At 67.9% G+C, this 15,003-nt stretch carries 13 protein-coding genes; 7 read left to right on the forward strand and 6 right to left on the reverse strand.

Going from position 1 to position 15,003, the window contains the following annotated elements:
• Positions 1–10: 10 nt before the first annotated feature.
• Positions 11–1,471, reverse strand: coding sequence for an FAD-dependent oxidoreductase (locus ACFVTD_RS03055; RefSeq protein ID WP_387557831.1), 1,461 nt, complete (start codon positions 1,469–1,471; stop codon positions 11–13).
• A gap of 45 nt (positions 1,472–1,516) precedes the next feature.
• Entirely contained in the window at positions 1,517–2,512 is a 996-nt protein-coding gene (locus ACFVTD_RS03060; protein ID WP_387557834.1) for a DNA topoisomerase IB, read from the reverse strand.
• A gap of 119 nt (positions 2,513–2,631) precedes the next feature.
• On the opposite strand from ACFVTD_RS03060, the gene rarD reads away from it, so the two are divergent.
• On the forward strand, positions 2,632–3,651 hold the full coding sequence (rarD, locus tag ACFVTD_RS03065) for an EamA family transporter RarD (protein ID WP_387557837.1): 1,020 nt from the start codon (positions 2,632–2,634) through the stop codon (positions 3,649–3,651).
• A 77-nt stretch (positions 3,652–3,728) separates the two neighbouring features.
• Here rarD and gabT read toward each other — a convergent pair whose 3' ends face one another.
• A complete protein-coding gene (gabT, locus tag ACFVTD_RS03070) occupies positions 3,729–5,099 on the reverse strand; it encodes a 4-aminobutyrate--2-oxoglutarate transaminase (RefSeq protein WP_387557840.1) in 1,371 nt (456 codons plus the stop codon).
• Positions 5,100–5,128: 29 nt separating this feature from the next.
• Positions 5,129–6,559 (reverse strand): aminobutyraldehyde dehydrogenase, encoded by a 1,431-nt coding sequence (locus ACFVTD_RS03075; protein ID WP_387557843.1) that lies wholly within the window; start codon positions 6,557–6,559, stop codon positions 5,129–5,131.
• Positions 6,560–6,727: 168 nt separating this feature from the next.
• Between ACFVTD_RS03075 and ACFVTD_RS03080 the strand changes: the two genes are divergently transcribed.
• Complete coding sequence (locus tag ACFVTD_RS03080; protein ID WP_387557846.1) at positions 6,728–8,164, forward strand: PucR family transcriptional regulator; 1,437 nt, start codon at positions 6,728–6,730, stop codon at positions 8,162–8,164.
• A 13-nt stretch (positions 8,165–8,177) separates the two neighbouring features.
• Here ACFVTD_RS03080 and ACFVTD_RS03085 read toward each other — a convergent pair whose 3' ends face one another.
• A complete protein-coding gene (locus ACFVTD_RS03085; RefSeq protein ID WP_387557849.1) occupies positions 8,178–9,764 on the reverse strand; it encodes a CHAD domain-containing protein in 1,587 nt (528 codons plus the stop codon).
• 135 nt (positions 9,765–9,899) lie between these two features.
• On the opposite strand from ACFVTD_RS03085, the gene ACFVTD_RS03090 reads away from it, so the two are divergent.
• Entirely contained in the window at positions 9,900–11,171 is a 1,272-nt protein-coding gene (locus ACFVTD_RS03090; protein ID WP_387557852.1) for a CynX/NimT family MFS transporter, read from the forward strand.
• Positions 11,172–11,175: 4 nt separating this feature from the next.
• Complete coding sequence (locus ACFVTD_RS03095) at positions 11,176–11,856, forward strand: FadR/GntR family transcriptional regulator (RefSeq protein ID WP_387557855.1); 681 nt, start codon at positions 11,176–11,178, stop codon at positions 11,854–11,856.
• A 69-nt stretch (positions 11,857–11,925) separates the two neighbouring features.
• On the opposite strand, the gene ACFVTD_RS03100 is transcribed toward ACFVTD_RS03095, so the two are convergent.
• A complete protein-coding gene (locus ACFVTD_RS03100; protein ID WP_387557857.1) occupies positions 11,926–12,465 on the reverse strand; it encodes a hypothetical protein in 540 nt (179 codons plus the stop codon).
• 153 nt (positions 12,466–12,618) lie between these two features.
• Here ACFVTD_RS03100 and ACFVTD_RS03105 point away from each other — a divergent pair, with 153 nt between their 5' ends.
• From ACFVTD_RS03105 to ACFVTD_RS03115, 3 genes are read left to right on the forward strand one after another with little or no spacing between them, the layout of a single operon-like run.
• The gene (locus ACFVTD_RS03105; RefSeq protein ID WP_387557860.1) at positions 12,619–12,909 is read left to right on the forward strand and encodes a hypothetical protein; all 291 of its coding nucleotides are present in this window, start codon (positions 12,619–12,621) and stop codon (positions 12,907–12,909) included.
• Positions 12,910–12,912: 3 nt separating this feature from the next.
• On the forward strand, positions 12,913–13,743 hold the full coding sequence (locus tag ACFVTD_RS03110) for a DUF1206 domain-containing protein (RefSeq protein ID WP_387557863.1): 831 nt from the start codon (positions 12,913–12,915) through the stop codon (positions 13,741–13,743).
• 28 nt (positions 13,744–13,771) lie between these two features.
• The gene (locus ACFVTD_RS03115; RefSeq protein WP_387557866.1) at positions 13,772–14,992 is read left to right on the forward strand and encodes an SRPBCC family protein; all 1,221 of its coding nucleotides are present in this window, start codon (positions 13,772–13,774) and stop codon (positions 14,990–14,992) included.
• Positions 14,993–15,003: the final 11 nt, after the last annotated feature.

Consider the following 15,003-nt stretch of genomic DNA (forward strand, 5'->3'; position numbering starts at 1 on the left):
AAAAAGGTCATCAGCCGCGGGAGATACGGATCATCTCCTCGCGCGGCACCACCTTGATGCGTTCGCGGACCACGTGGTCCAGCCCCTCGGGTCCGGTCCAGGCGGCACCGAGCCCCGCCTCGTGGGCGTCGAGCTTGTTCCAGCCTTCCCAGGTGGTGAATTCGATGCCGCGTTCTTCGAGCAGGTCGATGATGGCCTGGGGGTCCGGGTTCTTGGCCGCCGGGAGGTTCAACCGGTCCTCCAGCAGGAAGCCGATGGTCTCCAGTGCGTCGCCCTTGGTGTGGCCGATCAGGCCCACGGGGCCGCGCTTGATCCAGCCCGTGGTGTAGATGCCCGGAACGGGGTTGCCTTCGGCGTCGAGAACCCGGCCGCCTTCGTTCGGGATGACGCCCCGCTTGGCGTCATACTCCAGTTCATCCAGGGCAGAACCGTGGTAGCCGATAGCCCGGTAGACGGCCTGGACGGGGTACTCGATGTACTCCCCCGTTCCCTTGGCGTTGCCCGTCCCGTCCAGCTGCATGCGCTCGAACTTGATGCCGCCCACCTTGCCCGTGCCGTCGTCGAGCACTTCGACGGGGCTGTGCAGGAAGTGCAGGTGCAGCCTGCGGGAGGAGGGGTTGTCCGACTCCGCGTGCTCCTCCACCAGCCAGTTGGTGAGGGTGTTCACCATGGTCTTGACCTGGTTGTTGGTGCGGATGGCCTCGTCAGAGGCGTCATCGAATTCAAAATCCTCGGGGTAGAGGACGATGTCGACGTCGTCCATATGGCTCAGTTCCCGCAGCTCCAGCGGGGTGAACTTGACCTGGGCGGGTCCGCGGCGGCCGAAGACGTGCACATCCGTGACGGGGGACGACTTCAAGCCCTGGTAGACGTTGTCCGGGATCTCCGTGGTGAGCAACTCCTCGGGGTGCTTGACCAGCATGCGGGCCACGTCCAGGGCCACGTTGCCGTTGCCGATCACCGCGATTTCCTTCGCCTCCAGCGGCCACTCCCGCGGCACGTCCGGGTGGCCGTCGTACCAGGACACAAAGTCGGCACCGCCGAAGGAGCCGCGCAAGCCGATGCCCGGAATGTCCAGGTCCGCGTCCTTGATGGCACCCGTGGAGAAGATCACGGCGTCATAGAAAGCCCGGAAATCGTGCAGTGTGAGGTCCCGGCCGTAGGTCACGTTGCCCAGGAAGCGGATGTCGCCGCGGTCCAGGACCTTGTGCAGGGCGTTGACGATGCCCTTGATCCGGGGATGGTCCGGCGCAACCCCGTACCTGATCAGTCCATAGGGCGCCGGGTAGGCCTCGAAGAGGTCGATGCTGACCTGGAAGTCGCCCTCCTTTACCCCGCTGGACTTCGTGAGGATGTCCGCAGCATAGACTCCTGCCGGTCCCGCGCCGACGATGGCGACGCGGAGGGGACGGTTGGCGGCGGTTTCGCTGTGATTGGACACCGGGAACCCTTCTGAACTGGTCCTGCTCATGTTTCATGAGGGTGCGCCGCTTGGTGCAGCGCACAGTCCCCCATTCTAGTTGGCGGCCAGGGCCACCACCTTGCCTTCGCGGTACAGGAGCGCCCTGAGTTCTGCTTCCGCCGAGTCCAGGCGCTTCGGATCGATGGTTTCGCCGTCGTGGTAGTGGTCCACCACCCGCGGGTCCACGTAGCTTTTGCGGGCGATGGAGGGAGTGTTGCCCAGCGTTTCGGCGGCCTCGAACATGGCGCGGCTGATGGCCCGCTTCCGCTTGGCAACGGTGCGCTGGACACCCGTGCGGGCCAGGCTTTGCGCCGCCGCCACCGTGCCGCGGAGTGTCCGGAAGTCCTTGGCCGTGAAATCGGAGCCGGTCCGCTCCTTCACGTAGGCATTGATGTCAGCACTGGTGACCGGCCGCCAGGTCCTGCCCTCCTTGTAGGCCAGGAGCCGGGCGTTGGGGCCACGGCGCTTGAGCAGGCGCAGCAGGACGGCGAGATCGGGGTCGCGGATTTCCGATTCCCAGTCCTTGCCGCTCTTGGCCGGGAAGCGCAGCAGGATCCGGCCCTTGCGCACCTGGACGTGGGCGCACAGCAGGGTGGCCAGGCCCCGGCTGCCGTTCTCGTTCGTGTACCGCTCGGACCCCACCCGGAGGGATCCGCTGTCCAGCATCCGGAAAGCCCCGGCCAGGACGCGCTCCCGGGAGAAGCCTTCACTGCGCAGGTCCATGGTGACCAGCCTCCGGGCGGCGGGCAGCGATTCGGCCAATTGGAGGGACCGGTCGAACTTCACCCGGTCCTTCCGCTCGCGCCACTCGGGATGGTAGATGTACTGGCGCCGCCCCACGGCGTCCACGCCGGTCGCCTGGATGTGCCCGTTCTCGAAGGGGGCGATCCAGACGTCGGTCCAGGCCGGCGGGATGCCGATGCTTTCCAGCCGGTCCCGGAGGGGACCCGGCGGCAGGGTGGAGCCATCCAGGTCCCGGTAACTGAAGCCCTTGCCGGCGGCAACCCTGCGGTAGCCGCGGCCCGAGGCGTTGCTGCGGCGGAGCCTCACGGGGCGGGCTCCGGGAAACGGACGCGTGTCATGAAAGCAAGCCTACTGACTATTTTCCGGAATACGTGCCCACCTGCTGGAATACCTGCCAGGAGCCTGCTGTTATGGACTTCGTGCCCATGCCAGAAGGAACGTCCCCCGCCGCCCCTGTTGCTCCCACCACAGCGCCGCCGTCGCAGGCGGCACAGGCCCAGGCGGCAAAGTCGCCGGCTCCGGCAAGCAAGGAGTCCACGGCGGGCCTGTTGTTCGGCATCGGCGCGTACGTTTTGTGGGGGATGCTCCCGCTGTACTTCTTCATCCTGATGCCGGCGGGCGCCGTCGAGATAGTGGCCAACCGTGTGGTGTGGTCCCTGCTGTTCTGCGCCCTGCTGATCACCGTGACCAGGTCGTGGGGCGTGCTCGTGGTGGCGCTTAGGGACCGGCGCGTCTTTGGTTCCCTGGCGCTGGCGGCCTTCCTGATCGCCATCAACTGGCTGACCTACACCTACGGCGTGACGACGGGGCAGGCAGTGGAAACGTCGTTGGGGTACTTCATCAACCCGCTGGTCTCGGTGCTGCTGGGAGTGCTGGTCCTGAAGGAAAGGCTGCGGCCACTGCAGTGGACCGCCGTCGGCGTCGGCTTCGTGGCGGTGGGCGTGCTCACCTACTCCTACGGGAAGCTGCCTTGGATTGCCCTGACCCTGGCATTCAGCTTTGGCCTCTACGGGTTCGTGAAGAACCGGGTGGGGTCGAAAGTGGACGCCATCACCAGCCTGAGCGTGGAGACCATGGTGCTGGCCCCGCTGGCAGCCGTCGCCATGGTGGTCCTGGCCGCGAGCGGCAGCTCCACGCTGACCTCCCAGGGGGCGGGGCACTTCTGGCTGCTGCTGGCATCCGGTGTGATCACCGCCGTCCCGCTGCTCTTCTTCGGCGCCTCGGCACGGCGGCTGCCCATGACCACCATCGGACTGCTCCAGTATTTCGCCCCCGTGCTGCAGTTCCTGGTGGCGCTGCTGGTGTTCCGGGAGGCCATGACCGTTGAACGCTGGATCGGGTTCGGGGTGGTGTGGCTGGCCCTGCTGCTGCTGACCGTGGACATGCTGCGGACCACTCGCAGGAACTCCCTGGCCCGCAGGGCAGCGATCCGGCAGGCGGCCTGACCGACGCTTAAACCCAGGAGGGCGGGCCCGCAGCTGCGGGCCCGCCCTCCTGGGTTTTCCGGGTAAAACTGTCCCGGCTAGGCGTTGGCCTTGATGGCGGCGGCGAGGACATCCAGGCCGTCTGCGAGCAGTTCATCGGTGATGACCAGCGGGGGAAGCAGGCGGATGACGTTGCCGTAGGTGCCACAGGTGAGGATGATGACGCCCTCCTTCAGGCAGGCGGCGGCAACAGCCTTGGTCAGCTCCGGGTTCGGTTCCTTGGTCCCGGCCTGGACAAGTTCGACGGCGAGCATGGCGCCACGGCCGCGGACGTCGCCGATCACGCCGGTTCCGGCAGTGGACAGCTCGGACTGCAGTTCCTGCAGGCGCGCCATGGCGATGGACTCGATGTGCTTGGCACGGGCGTTCAGGTCGTACTCCTCCATGGAGCCGATGGACGCCAGCGCGGCGGCGCAGGCCACCGGGTTGCCGCCGTAGGTGCCGCCCAGGCCACCGGGGTGCACGGCGTCCAGCAGGTCGGCGCGGCCGGTGATCGCGGACAGCGGCATGCCGCCGGCGATGCCCTTGGCCATGGTCATGATGTCGGGGACGATGCCCTCGTGGTTGACGGCGAACCATTCGCCGGTGCGGCAGAAGCCGGACTGCACTTCGTCGGCGATGAAGACGATGCCCTTCTCCTTGGCCCAGGCGGCCAGCGCCGGCAGGAAGCCCTCGGCCGGGACGATGAAGCCGCCCTCGCCCTGGATGGGTTCGATGATGATCGCGGCCACCTGGTCGCCGCCGATCTGCTTCTCGATCATGGTGATGGCGCGCTTGGCGGCTTCGGCACCCGTGATGGCGGGGTTTTCCTCGCGGTACGGGTAACTCATCGGCATCCGGTAGACCTCGGGCGCGAACGGGCCGAAGTTGGTCTTGTACGGCATGGCCTTGGCGGTCAGTGCCATGGTCAGGTTGGTGCGGCCGTGGTAGGCGTGGTCGAAAGCGACGACGGCGTCCCGGCCGGTGGCCAGGCGGGCCACCTTGATGGCGTTCTCCACTGCCTCGGCGCCGGAGTTGAAGAGGACGGTGCGCTTTTCGTGGTCGCCCGGGGTGAGCCGGTTCAGCTGCTCGGCGACGGCCACGTAGCCTTCGTAGGGGGTGACCATGAAGCAGGTGTGGGTGAAGTGTTCCACGGCTTCCTTGACGGCACCGACGACGGCGGGATCGGACGCGCCAACGCTGGTCACCGCGATGCCGGAGCCGAGGTCGATGAAGGAGTTGCCGTCGACGTCGTGGATGATGCCGCCGTCGGCGTCGGAAACGTAGACCGGGACGCTGGAGGCGACGCCGGCAGCCACCACGGACTTGCGGCGCTCGGTCAGTGCCACGGACTTGGGGCCCGGGAAGTCGGCCTGGACGTTGCGCTTCTGCTCCAGGCGGAAGGTGATGTCTGATGCGGTGGTGGTCATGATGTTCTTTCTTACAGGTGGGAGCGGAATTAGGAGTCGAGGGCGGACATCACGTGCTTGATGCGCGTGTAGTCCTCCACGCCGTACATGGAGAGGTCCTTGCCGTAGCCGGACTGCTTGAAGCCGCCATGCGGCATTTCGGCGGTCAGCAGGATGTGGGTGTTGATCCAGACGGCACCGAAGTCCAGGTCGCGGCTCAGGCGCATGGCGGTGCCGTGGTTGGTGGTCCAGACACTGGAGGCCAGGGCGTAGTCGACGTCGTTGGCAAGTTCCACTGCTTCTTCCTCGGTGCTGAACTTCTGGACGGTGATGACGGGCCCGAAGGTTTCCTTCTGGACCACGTCGTCCGTCTGCTTGGCGCCTGTAATGATCGTGGGTTCGAAGAAGTAGCCCTTCTCCCCCGCACGGTGGCCGCCGGTCTCGATCCGGCAATTTGCCGGCAGGTTCTCCACCACGGAGGTCACGGCGTTGAAGTGGTTCACGTTGTTCAGCGGGCCGAAGTAGTTGTCTTCGTCGTTCTGCGAGCCGGTGTGAAGGGTCCTGGTGTGCTCCACCATGGCGGCCACGACGTCGTCGTGCACTGATTCCTGCACGAGGACGCGGGTGATGGCCGTGCAGTCCTGGCCTGCGTTGAAGAACGCGAACTCGGCGATGGCCGCGGCGCTCTTCTTGATGTCTGCGTCGGCGAACACGATGGCCGGGGCCTTGCCGCCGAGCTCCAGGTGCGCGCGCTTGAGGCCCTTGGCGGCACCCGAGGCCACCGCGATTCCCGCACGGACCGAGCCTGTAATGGACACCAGGCCGGGGACCTTGTGCTCCACCATCATGGCGCCGGTTTCGCCGGTGCCCAGCACCACGTTCAGGACGCCCGCGGGCAGGATCCCACCGGCCAGGCGGGCCAGGACCAGCGTGGATTCTGGGGTGGTGTCGGAAGGCTTGAGGACCACGGTGTTGCCGGCCGCGAGCGCGGGCCCGATCTTCCAGATGGCCATCAGGAAGGGGTAGTTCCACGGGGCCACCTGGGCCACCACGCCGATCGGTTCACGGCGGACATAGGAGGTGTGCCCCTCGAAGTACTCCCCGGCGGACTTGCCTTCCAGGATCCGGGCGGCACCGGCGAAGAAACGCAGCTGGTCGGCGCCAGCGGCCACTTCCTCGGAGGCGATAAGCGACCGGACCTGGCCGGTGTTGCGGTGCTGGGCTTCGACGAGTTCGTCGCTGTTGGCCTCGATGGCGTCGGCGAGCTTGAGCAGCATCAGCTGGCGCTGGCCCGGGGTCACGTGCTTCCACGTCCGGAAGGCATCCTTGGCGGCCGCCATGGCCGCGTCCACGTCGGCCTGCACCGAAACGGGGGCCTGGGCCACCACTTCGCCGTTGGTGGGGTTGACCACATCCAGCAGGGCAGTGCCGGCAGGGGTGACGAACTCCCCGTTGATGAAGTTCTGCAAGGTTTGGACCACGGTGTGCAACCTCTTTCGTAAGGGCCATCGGCGGCCGGACGGAACCCGGGACGGATGGATGGAACTGCCTCGAGCCTATGCCAGCGCCCAAGCGGGGTGAATAGCCACCTGCACACCCTTGTTTGGGGGGTTTAGTGCGGTTGCCCAGCTCACGTTTATCCTTGCTTCATGGCCATTTCCCTCGCTGCCCTGGTGGGCGTGTCCTCCCTGAAGCTGGCCAAGGCCGGGGTGGCGGAGACAACCTGGAACCAGGACATTAATTGGGTTGCCGTCACCGAACTGGAGGATCCTCAACGGTTCCTCAACGGCGGCGAGCTGGTGCTCACCACGGGACTGCGCCTGCGTTCCGCCCCGGAGCAGCGCCGCTTTGTGCGGCAGGTGCAGCGGGCGGGAGCGGTGGGCATCGGGTTTGGCGTGGGGTTGTCGCATGAGGCGGTGCCACCGGCCTTGCTGGCCGAGGCCAACCGCTGGGGGCTGCCCGTGGTGGAGGTGCCGTACGAGACGCCGTTCATCGCCATCACCAAGCTGGTGGCGGATGCCCAGTCGGCGGACCACTACGCCAAGCTGGAACGGCTGATCGCGGGGCACCAGGTACTGGCCCGGGCGCTGCTGACCGGCGGCGGGCTCGCGGAATTGTTGAAGAACCTCGGCGGCATGCTCCGCACTGACATTGCGTTGACCCAGTTCACGGCCCAGCTGTACAACAGCAGCACTACCCATCCGTCGGCCGACACCTGGGCCAGCTATCCCGTCCCCACGGGACGGCGTGACGCCTGCACGCTGTGGGTGCGCCAGCCGTTCGAGGACACGGGCATCATCGGCTACGCGCAGAACCTGATCAGCGTGGAGCTGAACAACATGGTCAAGCAGCGCCAGGCCCAGCGCGCCCTGTGCGGGCAGGTGCTGGAGGACGTGATCCACGGGGCCCTGGAGACCAGCGAGGCGCAGCGCCGGCTCGCTGGCGTGGGGGTGAACAGCACCCGCAAGAACGTGGTGCTGCTGGCCGTCTCGGCCGCCCATGGGAAGGCCCTGGGGAGCACCTCGGTACCGCAGGAGCTGGAGAAGGCCGTTGCCGCCGTCGTGGGCAAGGACCTGGTGCTGGTGGTCAATGACGACGGCGGGACGGCGCCGTCGCTGGCACGCAGGCTCAGCGACCACCTCGCCGAAGCCGGCATCCATGCCACGATCGGCATCGGCGGGGCATACACCAAGCCGAACGGCCTGCGCTGGAGCTACTTTGAAGCCCGGGACGCCGCCAGCCATGGGCTGCCGGTCAACGAGCCGGAGCGGCTGAGCCTGACGTCGCTGCTGCTGGCCAGCGAGGATGTGCCGCTGGCGGATATGGCGCATGAGTCCCTGAACCCCCTGCGTTCGTTCGACGCCTCGCACGGGTCCGAATTGATGGCCACGCTGGAAAGCTACCTGAACAACAACGGCTCGGTGGCTGCGGTGGCGGAGGAACTCACCCTCCACCGCAACACTGTCCGGTACAGGCTGGCGCAGATCACCGAGCTGACCGGTTACGACCCCGCTGTCACGGCGGACCGGGTGCAGCTCTGGCTGGCCCTGGCGGTGGCCCGCCTCTCGGCGCGGCAGGGCAAATAGGGCCGGGGCAGCCCTAGAGCACTCCGTGGCTTAGCAGGTCGCGCGACTTCTTCCAGGCCTTCCGGTACCCGGCCTGCGCCGCCCCGATCCGTTCCTGCTGCAGGCTGAGCAGCTCCGCGTAGATGCCCGCCGTGGCGGGCTCGCCGAACTCCACGGCGATGGCGGCCAGCAGGTCGCGGGCCACGACGGCGTCCTGGTGTTGGCCCAGGACCTTCTGCTGCCGGTGCGCGGCCTTGGCCACCTTGCCCGCACGCTTGCCATGCACCAGGGCTGCCGATTCGGCCACGTGGCGCAGCCGCTTCGCATCCTTGCGCACGCGGTGGAGCGCCAGTTCCTGTTCCCTACCGCGCCGTGCGCGCTTGGCCGCTTTGCGGGAGCGCTGCAACCGCTTGGCGGCCTTGTCCACCGCCTTCGCGGCCGCCCGCCGTCCCGGCGCCACCGAGTTGGCGCGCACGGGCGGGTTGTCGCGGAAATCCTCCAGCATGTCCAGGAGCTGGAAGTAGCGCTCCGTTCCCAGGGCTTCCAGAAGGAGGCGGTACGCGGCGTCGTAGTCAGCGCCCGTGCGCTGTTCCACCTTTGCCGTGGCCGCTTCCACGCCGTCTGCGGACTGCAATCCTCCCAGCTGTTCGCGGAGCTGCGCCCGCAGTACCTCGGCATCGCGTGGCTGGCCGAGCAACTGGCCCAGCCACTTCAGTTCACTCCGCAGCCTGCGCACCGGCCCTGCCCGGTAGAGCTTGGCATAGGATGCCAGGACCGAGCGGATGCGGCGGGTGGCGGAGCGCATGTTGTGCACCGCTTCCGGCTCTTCCAGCCGGACGGCACCGTCGCCCGCCAGGATCGCGTCGACCTGCTGCGCCACGTAGACGGTGACGACGGCGGCCGCAGGGGCCCGCTTTCCGGCCAGCAGGGCGGGGGCGCCTTGGGCGTCGGCGGCAGCGTCACCTGCGGCGGCACGCTTTCCGGCCTTGGTTGAAGGACCCAGGGCACGGGCCAGCTTCGAAGCATGCCCGGCCGGCCTGGCTCCGGCAGCGGTGAGCAGTTCCTCTACGGGGCCGAAAAGGTCAGGCTTCCCATGGACCAGCTCCAGCTCCCACTCGCGCCATTCCTGCCGCGCGGCGCTGCCCCCGCCCGCCAGCCGCTCAGCGGTGACGTGGTCATCGGCGAGGTCGGCGACGTGGACACCGTCGTCCCCATACAGGGGGTAGGTGGTGCGCCGGGTGTCCAGCCGCACCACGGGCAACGGAACGGCACCCCTGAGGTACGCCTGGAGGTGGGTCAGCAGGGCGTCGGGGACGGCATCGGGCCGGCCAAGGGGTGCGTGCAGTTCCGTTCGCTGCTGGGGGCCCTCCCCTGCTGCCTGGTCTCCGCCCGGCGGCAGCTTCAGGTGCCATCCGGCGTCCTTCCCACCGGTGCGGCGGCGGAGCGTAATGCGGCGTGCGGCCAGGGCATGGTTGGGGGTGTCGAAATAGACGGCCTCCAGCAGGTCGGTATGCGGCGCTCCGGCCCGTGCCACCCCGGCGGCCTGCTCCAGGGCGGGCACCACGGCGCCGGCGTCGACGTCGTACTTCTTCTCAATCTCGAGTCCCCGGGAAGCTTCCACAGCCGTCCTTCCGCACTGCCCGGCCTGCGCCGGGCCCTCCGACCATCCGTTGGCAGTCTATTCCAGCATGGGCACGACGGAGAGATGGGCCACAAAAGCACAAACATCAAACGTCTAACCTTTAGGGTGAAAGGCATGCCAGCAACTCCCCCCGCCTCCCCGCCCGCGCCAGCGCAGGCGCCCACGGCGCCTGCCGCCGCAGCCGCCGCCAGCATCCCTGCCAAGCCGCGTTCCGCCGTCGTCTTCGGCGTCGTTGCGCTGGTCCTGATTGGACTGAACCTGCGCGCCGGCATCACGGGGGCCTCCGCGCTGCTGCATGATCTCCAGGCGGTGCTCGGCTACGGGGCGCTGGTGGCGTCCATCATTCCCTCGATACCCACCCTGTGTTTCGCACTGGCCGGCGCCGCCACATCCTGGCTGACCGGCAAGCTGGGCGTGGAGAAGGCCATCCTGCTGTCTTTGGCACTGTTGGCCAGCGGGCTCATGCTGCGCGGGATCCCTGCCACCGGCATGCTGGTGGCAGGGAGCGTGGTGGGGATGTCGGGCCTGGCCATCTGCAACGTGGCCATGCCGTCCTTTATCCGCGAGCATTTCGCCTCCCGGACGTCGTTGATGACCGCTGTCTACACGGTGACCATGACCACCGGCGGCACCCTGACCTCGGTGGCAGTGGTCCCGCTGGCGCATGCACTGGGGTCGCCGTCCGCCGCCGTCGGAGCCGTGGGCTTCGCTGCCGTTGCCGCCTTCGTGGGCTTCCTGCCGGTAGCCCTGCACGCCCACCGCGCCACCGTCCGGACCACGGCCGGCCATGTGTCCCCTTGGCCGCTGCTGCGGACCCGGAAGGGCCAGCTCCTCACCGCCATCTTCACCCTGCAGGCCCTGCTGGCCTACGCCCTCCTGAGCTGGTTCCCCTACATGCTCACCACCATGGGCCTGAGCGCATCGGACAGCGGGCTGATGTTCGGCCTCATGCAGTTGGTCTCCGTGCCGGCCGGCATGGTGCTCATCGCCATCGGGGCCAGGCCGCGGATGCTGCGTCCGGCGTTCTACCTGGTGAGCATCGTCATGGCCGCCGGGATCGCGGCGCTGCTGTCCCTTCCCGTGGCACTCGCGGCCGTTCCAGCCATCCTGATCGGTTTTGGCCTGGGCATCTTCCCACTCGTCATGGTGATGATCAGCCGGAGCGGAACCAGCACGGCCGAAACCACCGCGCTGTCCACCCTGGCCCAGTCCTCCGGCTACCTGCTGGCCACGGCCGGTCCGTTCGGCATGGGCCTGCTGCACAGCGCCACCGGGGGCTGGGCCCTGCCGCTGGCGCTGCTGCTGGCCTTGGCCGTGGCCCAGATCGTGGTGTCCCACCTGATCACGGGCCCCGCGATGTCCGGCAAGAATGCGGGAGGGAAGTAATCCCATGACGCTGAGCCCTTCGGTCCGTCCTCCGCTCGCCGCCGAGGTCACGGCCAAACTGCGCGGGATGGTCCACACCGGCGAGTGGCCGCTGAACCAGCGCATTCCACCCGAACCCGAGCTCATGGCCCGGCTGGGCGTTTCCCGCGGCACCCTCCGCGAAGCCATCAAGGCCCTGTCCCACAGCGGAATGCTGGAAGTGCGGCGCGGCGACGGCACCTACGTGCGTGCCACGAGCGAGATGTCCGGCGCCGCGCGCCGCATGTACCAGGACCATACCGAGCAGCACATCCTGGAGGTCCGGCTGGGCCTGGACACCCAGGCTGCCCGGTTGGCCGCCCGGAATGCAACGGACGACGACGTTGCCTCCCTCCGCGCCCTCCTCGCCACCCGGGACCAAGCCTGGACCACTGGGGACTTCGAAGCCTGGGCGGACGCAGACTGGGGCTTCCATGAGGGCGTCGCCAGGGCATCGGGCAATCCCCTGCTGCACGAGCTTTATGCGAGCTTCGGCACCGTGTTCCACCAGGACCTGCTCAAGCAGCAGGGCCGCCCCGGCTTCAACGGGCTCCCCCGTGACGGCCACGAAACCCTGCTGGACGCCATCACGCAGCGGGACGAGGACGCTGCCGTGGCCAGCGTGAACCGAAACCTCAACTCGTGCGCGGAGTGGCTGGCGGAGTAGCCGGACATGGGGGCGGCCCGGCACCAAGGTGCCGGGCCGCCGTCGTCCGCTGTGCGCTGACGGGTGGTGCTAGTCGCGGCGCAGGCCCGCGAGGATGTTCTTGGGGCGCTGCATCTCGCCGTGCTTGGCGCCGAGGATGATCACCAGGGCCGCGAAGCCGGGGATGGCCCACTGCAGGGCTTTGAGCTGCTGCTGGGCGCTCTTCAGCTCGTCCGAGGCAGCACCGTGCGGCTCGGTGGCGCCTTCTGCACCCTCACCGGCGAGCTTCTCCACCTTCTTGCCCAGGATGCCCGAGTAGAGGGTCACCGCGGCACCCACCACGGTCACTGCCGTCTTGATGACGGTGTCCCGGGCCACGCCCTCCTGCTTGGCGATGCGGCCCTTGTTTTCCCAGGCAATGGCGAGGTCGGCTACCAGGTGGGAGGCGAAGGCTGCGGTCTGGAACGGTGCCCACTTCATCCAGCCGGCGCTGGAAAGCCGGGTGCGCTCGGCCGGATCCTTGGCCTGGGCTGCCGCCCCATTGAGCCCGATGGCGCCCATCAGGGATCCGCCAAACCATGCTGCCGCCGTCAGGTCGTGAACTGAACGGGCAATGAGATTTCCTGCCATGATGTGCATTCCTAACGTTTATGGACGGGTTGCAGTTGCGCTGCGGACCTAGCGTGCCGCGTTCCATCGAGGTATGGTCCGCCTATGGTAAGCACACTTACTAATATTACGAAAGCCCGTCCCGGACGGGGCCAACCGCGTAATATCGTCGCCATGGGAAACACTGGGACATTGTTCGGCTGGGCCTTCGGGGACCCCGCCCGTGAAAGTGACGGCGGCTACGTGGCCGGCCTGCAGCGGGAGGCACTGGGGAATGCCCGGGAAACGGCGAAGGCAAAGGGTGTCGGCGTCGTAGCGGGTTCGGAGGTGTTCACCGTCCTCAGCGCGGACGATTCCCTGGTGGAACTGGACAATGCCCCCGGGCAGCTGGTGGTCCGCTGCACCGTGCACGTGGAAGGACCCGGAGCAGAGAAGCTGCGGGCCGAAGGGCCCATGAACGGCTGAGCCATGTCCGACGGCGAATCCACCCTCAGCCAGGCAGCGGACGTTGTCGAGGAGGCGTCCAACCACAAGGTCCTGGATGTCCTGGCCCGCGCCGGGTTTGCCGTCATGGCACTGCTCCACGTCATCCTCGGCGCCATCGCCATCGCCATCGCGTTCGGCCATCCGGGTGATGCCGAACCCACCGGCGCCATCGCCCGGCTGGCGGACAACCCCTGGGGGCCACTGGTGATGTGGGCCTGCGTGGCGGCCTGCCTGGGCCTTGCCTTGTGGCAGGCCAGCGAGGCCACACTGCGGATGCGTGGCGAACCACGCAAAGACCGGATCGCGAAACTCATTTCCTCCGGCTCTCTGGCCATCGCCTACGGCAGCGTGGGGCTCAGCTTCGCGGGTTTCGCCTTGGGCCTGCGCGGCGACTCCGGCGACAGCACCCGTGACTTCAGCGCGGCACTGATGGACCAGCCGCTGGGACTGTGGGTGCTGGTTGCGGTGGGGCTGACCATCATCGGCATCGGCGTCTACTTCGTGGTCAAGGGAGTCTCCCGCGGGTTCAAGAAAGAGGAGCTGTTCCACTTCAATGGAACACGGCGGGGCAGGGTCATAGATTCGCTCGGCGCCGTGGGCCACGTGGCGAAAGGCGTTGCCCTGGGCCTCACCGGGCTGTTGTTCATTATTGCCGCCGCAAAACACAGCCCGGAGGAAAACACGGGGCTGGACGGCAGCCTCAAAGCGCTGCAGCACCACCCGTTTGGGCCCACCCTGCTCGTGGCGATCGGCGCCGGCTTCATCGCGTACGGGATCTTCGCGCTGATCCGCGCCCGCTTTGGCCGCATGTAGTTCCGGGATTTGTGGGTAGGAAGGAAGTATGACCCAGCAGCCGCGCGTTGTTCCCGCCGTCACTGACAGTGCCGGCCGGGCTTTCGCTGCCCTCTTCCGCGTCCTGAAACTGGCCAGGCCAGACCGGCCCATCCATCCGCAAGGACTGGGGCTGTCCGGAACGGTGACCAGGACCGGCTACCCGGGTGGCCCCAGCGGCATCGACTGGCTGGACTCGCCGGGCACCGACCAGGTGGTGGCCCGCTTTTCCCGGTCCTTGGGGCTGCCGCAGCAGCTCCCGGACATTTTAGGATTGGCCCTCCGGGTTTCCCCCGCCGGCGATGCTGCGGCCGGCCCTGCCGATGTCCTGTTTGCCTCCACCGGCTGGGGACTTCCGGGCCGGTACATCCTGATGCCGCGGCTGGATGTGGCAGGAGCGGCCATGACCACGCTCATGCCCTACCGGGGAAGCCGGGGCCCCGTCCTGCTGGGCCTGCGGACGCGGAGCCTCCCACCGGGTTCGCTTGCGTCCGGAGAATGGGTGCTGGGACTGCACTGGACCACGCCGGGCGGCCGCTGGCGGGAATGCGGTGAAGTGCGGCTGCAGGCCGGTGCCACTCCCACGGATATCCCCCTGCGTTTCGATCCCCTGGGGCACCAGCCGCCGGGCGCGCAGGCCTACGGATGGACCCGGCGCCTGCGGAAGCCGTCCTACCGGGCCGCCCGCCGGCCCGCACCTCCCGCCGTCGGACGCCCCACCCACTCTGGACATCCCGGAAATCCCTCCACGGGAGACCAGGGACGCACCACCGCAACCGAAGGGAACGCCATGTCCACCGTCTCGCAGCAGTTCAAGTGCCCCCCAGCCGACGTCTGGCGCGTCATCGCCGACGGCTGGCTGTACTCGGGCTGGGTGGTGGGCGCGTCCCGGATTAGGGATGTGGACGCCGAATGGCCCCGGGTTGGGTCCAACCTCCACCACTCGGTGGGTGCATGGCCTCTGGTGATCGACGACAGCTCCCGGGTGACCGCCGTCGAGCCGGGCCGGTCACTGGAACTCGTGGCGCGGGGCTGGCCCATGGGCGAGGCCAAGGTGGAAATCACGCTGGAGGACCGGGGCAGCCAATGCCTGGTGACCATTGCCGAAGACGCCATCCACGGGCCCGGCAAGCTGATCCCCAAGGTCCTGCGCGATCCCATCATTTCGGCCCGGAACCGGGAAAGCCTGCGGCGGCTGGAGCTGATGGCCATCGGCGGCGCGGGTAAATAGCCCAGCCGGGT

The organism is Pseudarthrobacter sp. NPDC058119, from assembly GCF_042884655.1.
Lineage (GTDB): Bacteria > Actinomycetota > Actinomycetes > Actinomycetales > Micrococcaceae > Arthrobacter.

Bases quoted from the DNA above. Each gene is read 5' to 3' on its own strand.
- ACFVTD_RS03055 (WP_387557831.1), bottom strand. From the start codon at position 1,471: ATGAGCAGGACCAGTTCAGAAGGGTTCCCGGTGTCCAATCACAGCGAA.
- rarD (WP_387557837.1), top strand. From the start codon at position 2,632: ATGCCAGAAGGAACGTCCCCCGCCGCCCCTGTTGCTCCCACCACAGCG.
- gabT (WP_387557840.1), bottom strand. From the start codon at position 5,099: ATGACCACCACCGCATCAGACATCACCTTCCGCCTGGAGCAGAAGCGC.
- ACFVTD_RS03080 (WP_387557846.1), top strand. From the start codon at position 6,728: ATGGCCATTTCCCTCGCTGCCCTGGTGGGCGTGTCCTCCCTGAAGCTG.
- ACFVTD_RS03090 (WP_387557852.1), top strand. From the start codon at position 9,900: ATGCCAGCAACTCCCCCCGCCTCCCCGCCCGCGCCAGCGCAGGCGCCC.
- ACFVTD_RS03095 (WP_387557855.1), top strand. From the start codon at position 11,176: ATGACGCTGAGCCCTTCGGTCCGTCCTCCGCTCGCCGCCGAGGTCACG.
- ACFVTD_RS03100 (WP_387557857.1), bottom strand. From the start codon at position 12,465: ATGGCAGGAAATCTCATTGCCCGTTCAGTTCACGACCTGACGGCGGCA.
- ACFVTD_RS03105 (WP_387557860.1), top strand. From the start codon at position 12,619: ATGGGAAACACTGGGACATTGTTCGGCTGGGCCTTCGGGGACCCCGCC.
- ACFVTD_RS03110 (WP_387557863.1), top strand. From the start codon at position 12,913: ATGTCCGACGGCGAATCCACCCTCAGCCAGGCAGCGGACGTTGTCGAG.
- ACFVTD_RS03115 (WP_387557866.1), top strand. From the start codon at position 13,772: ATGACCCAGCAGCCGCGCGTTGTTCCCGCCGTCACTGACAGTGCCGGC.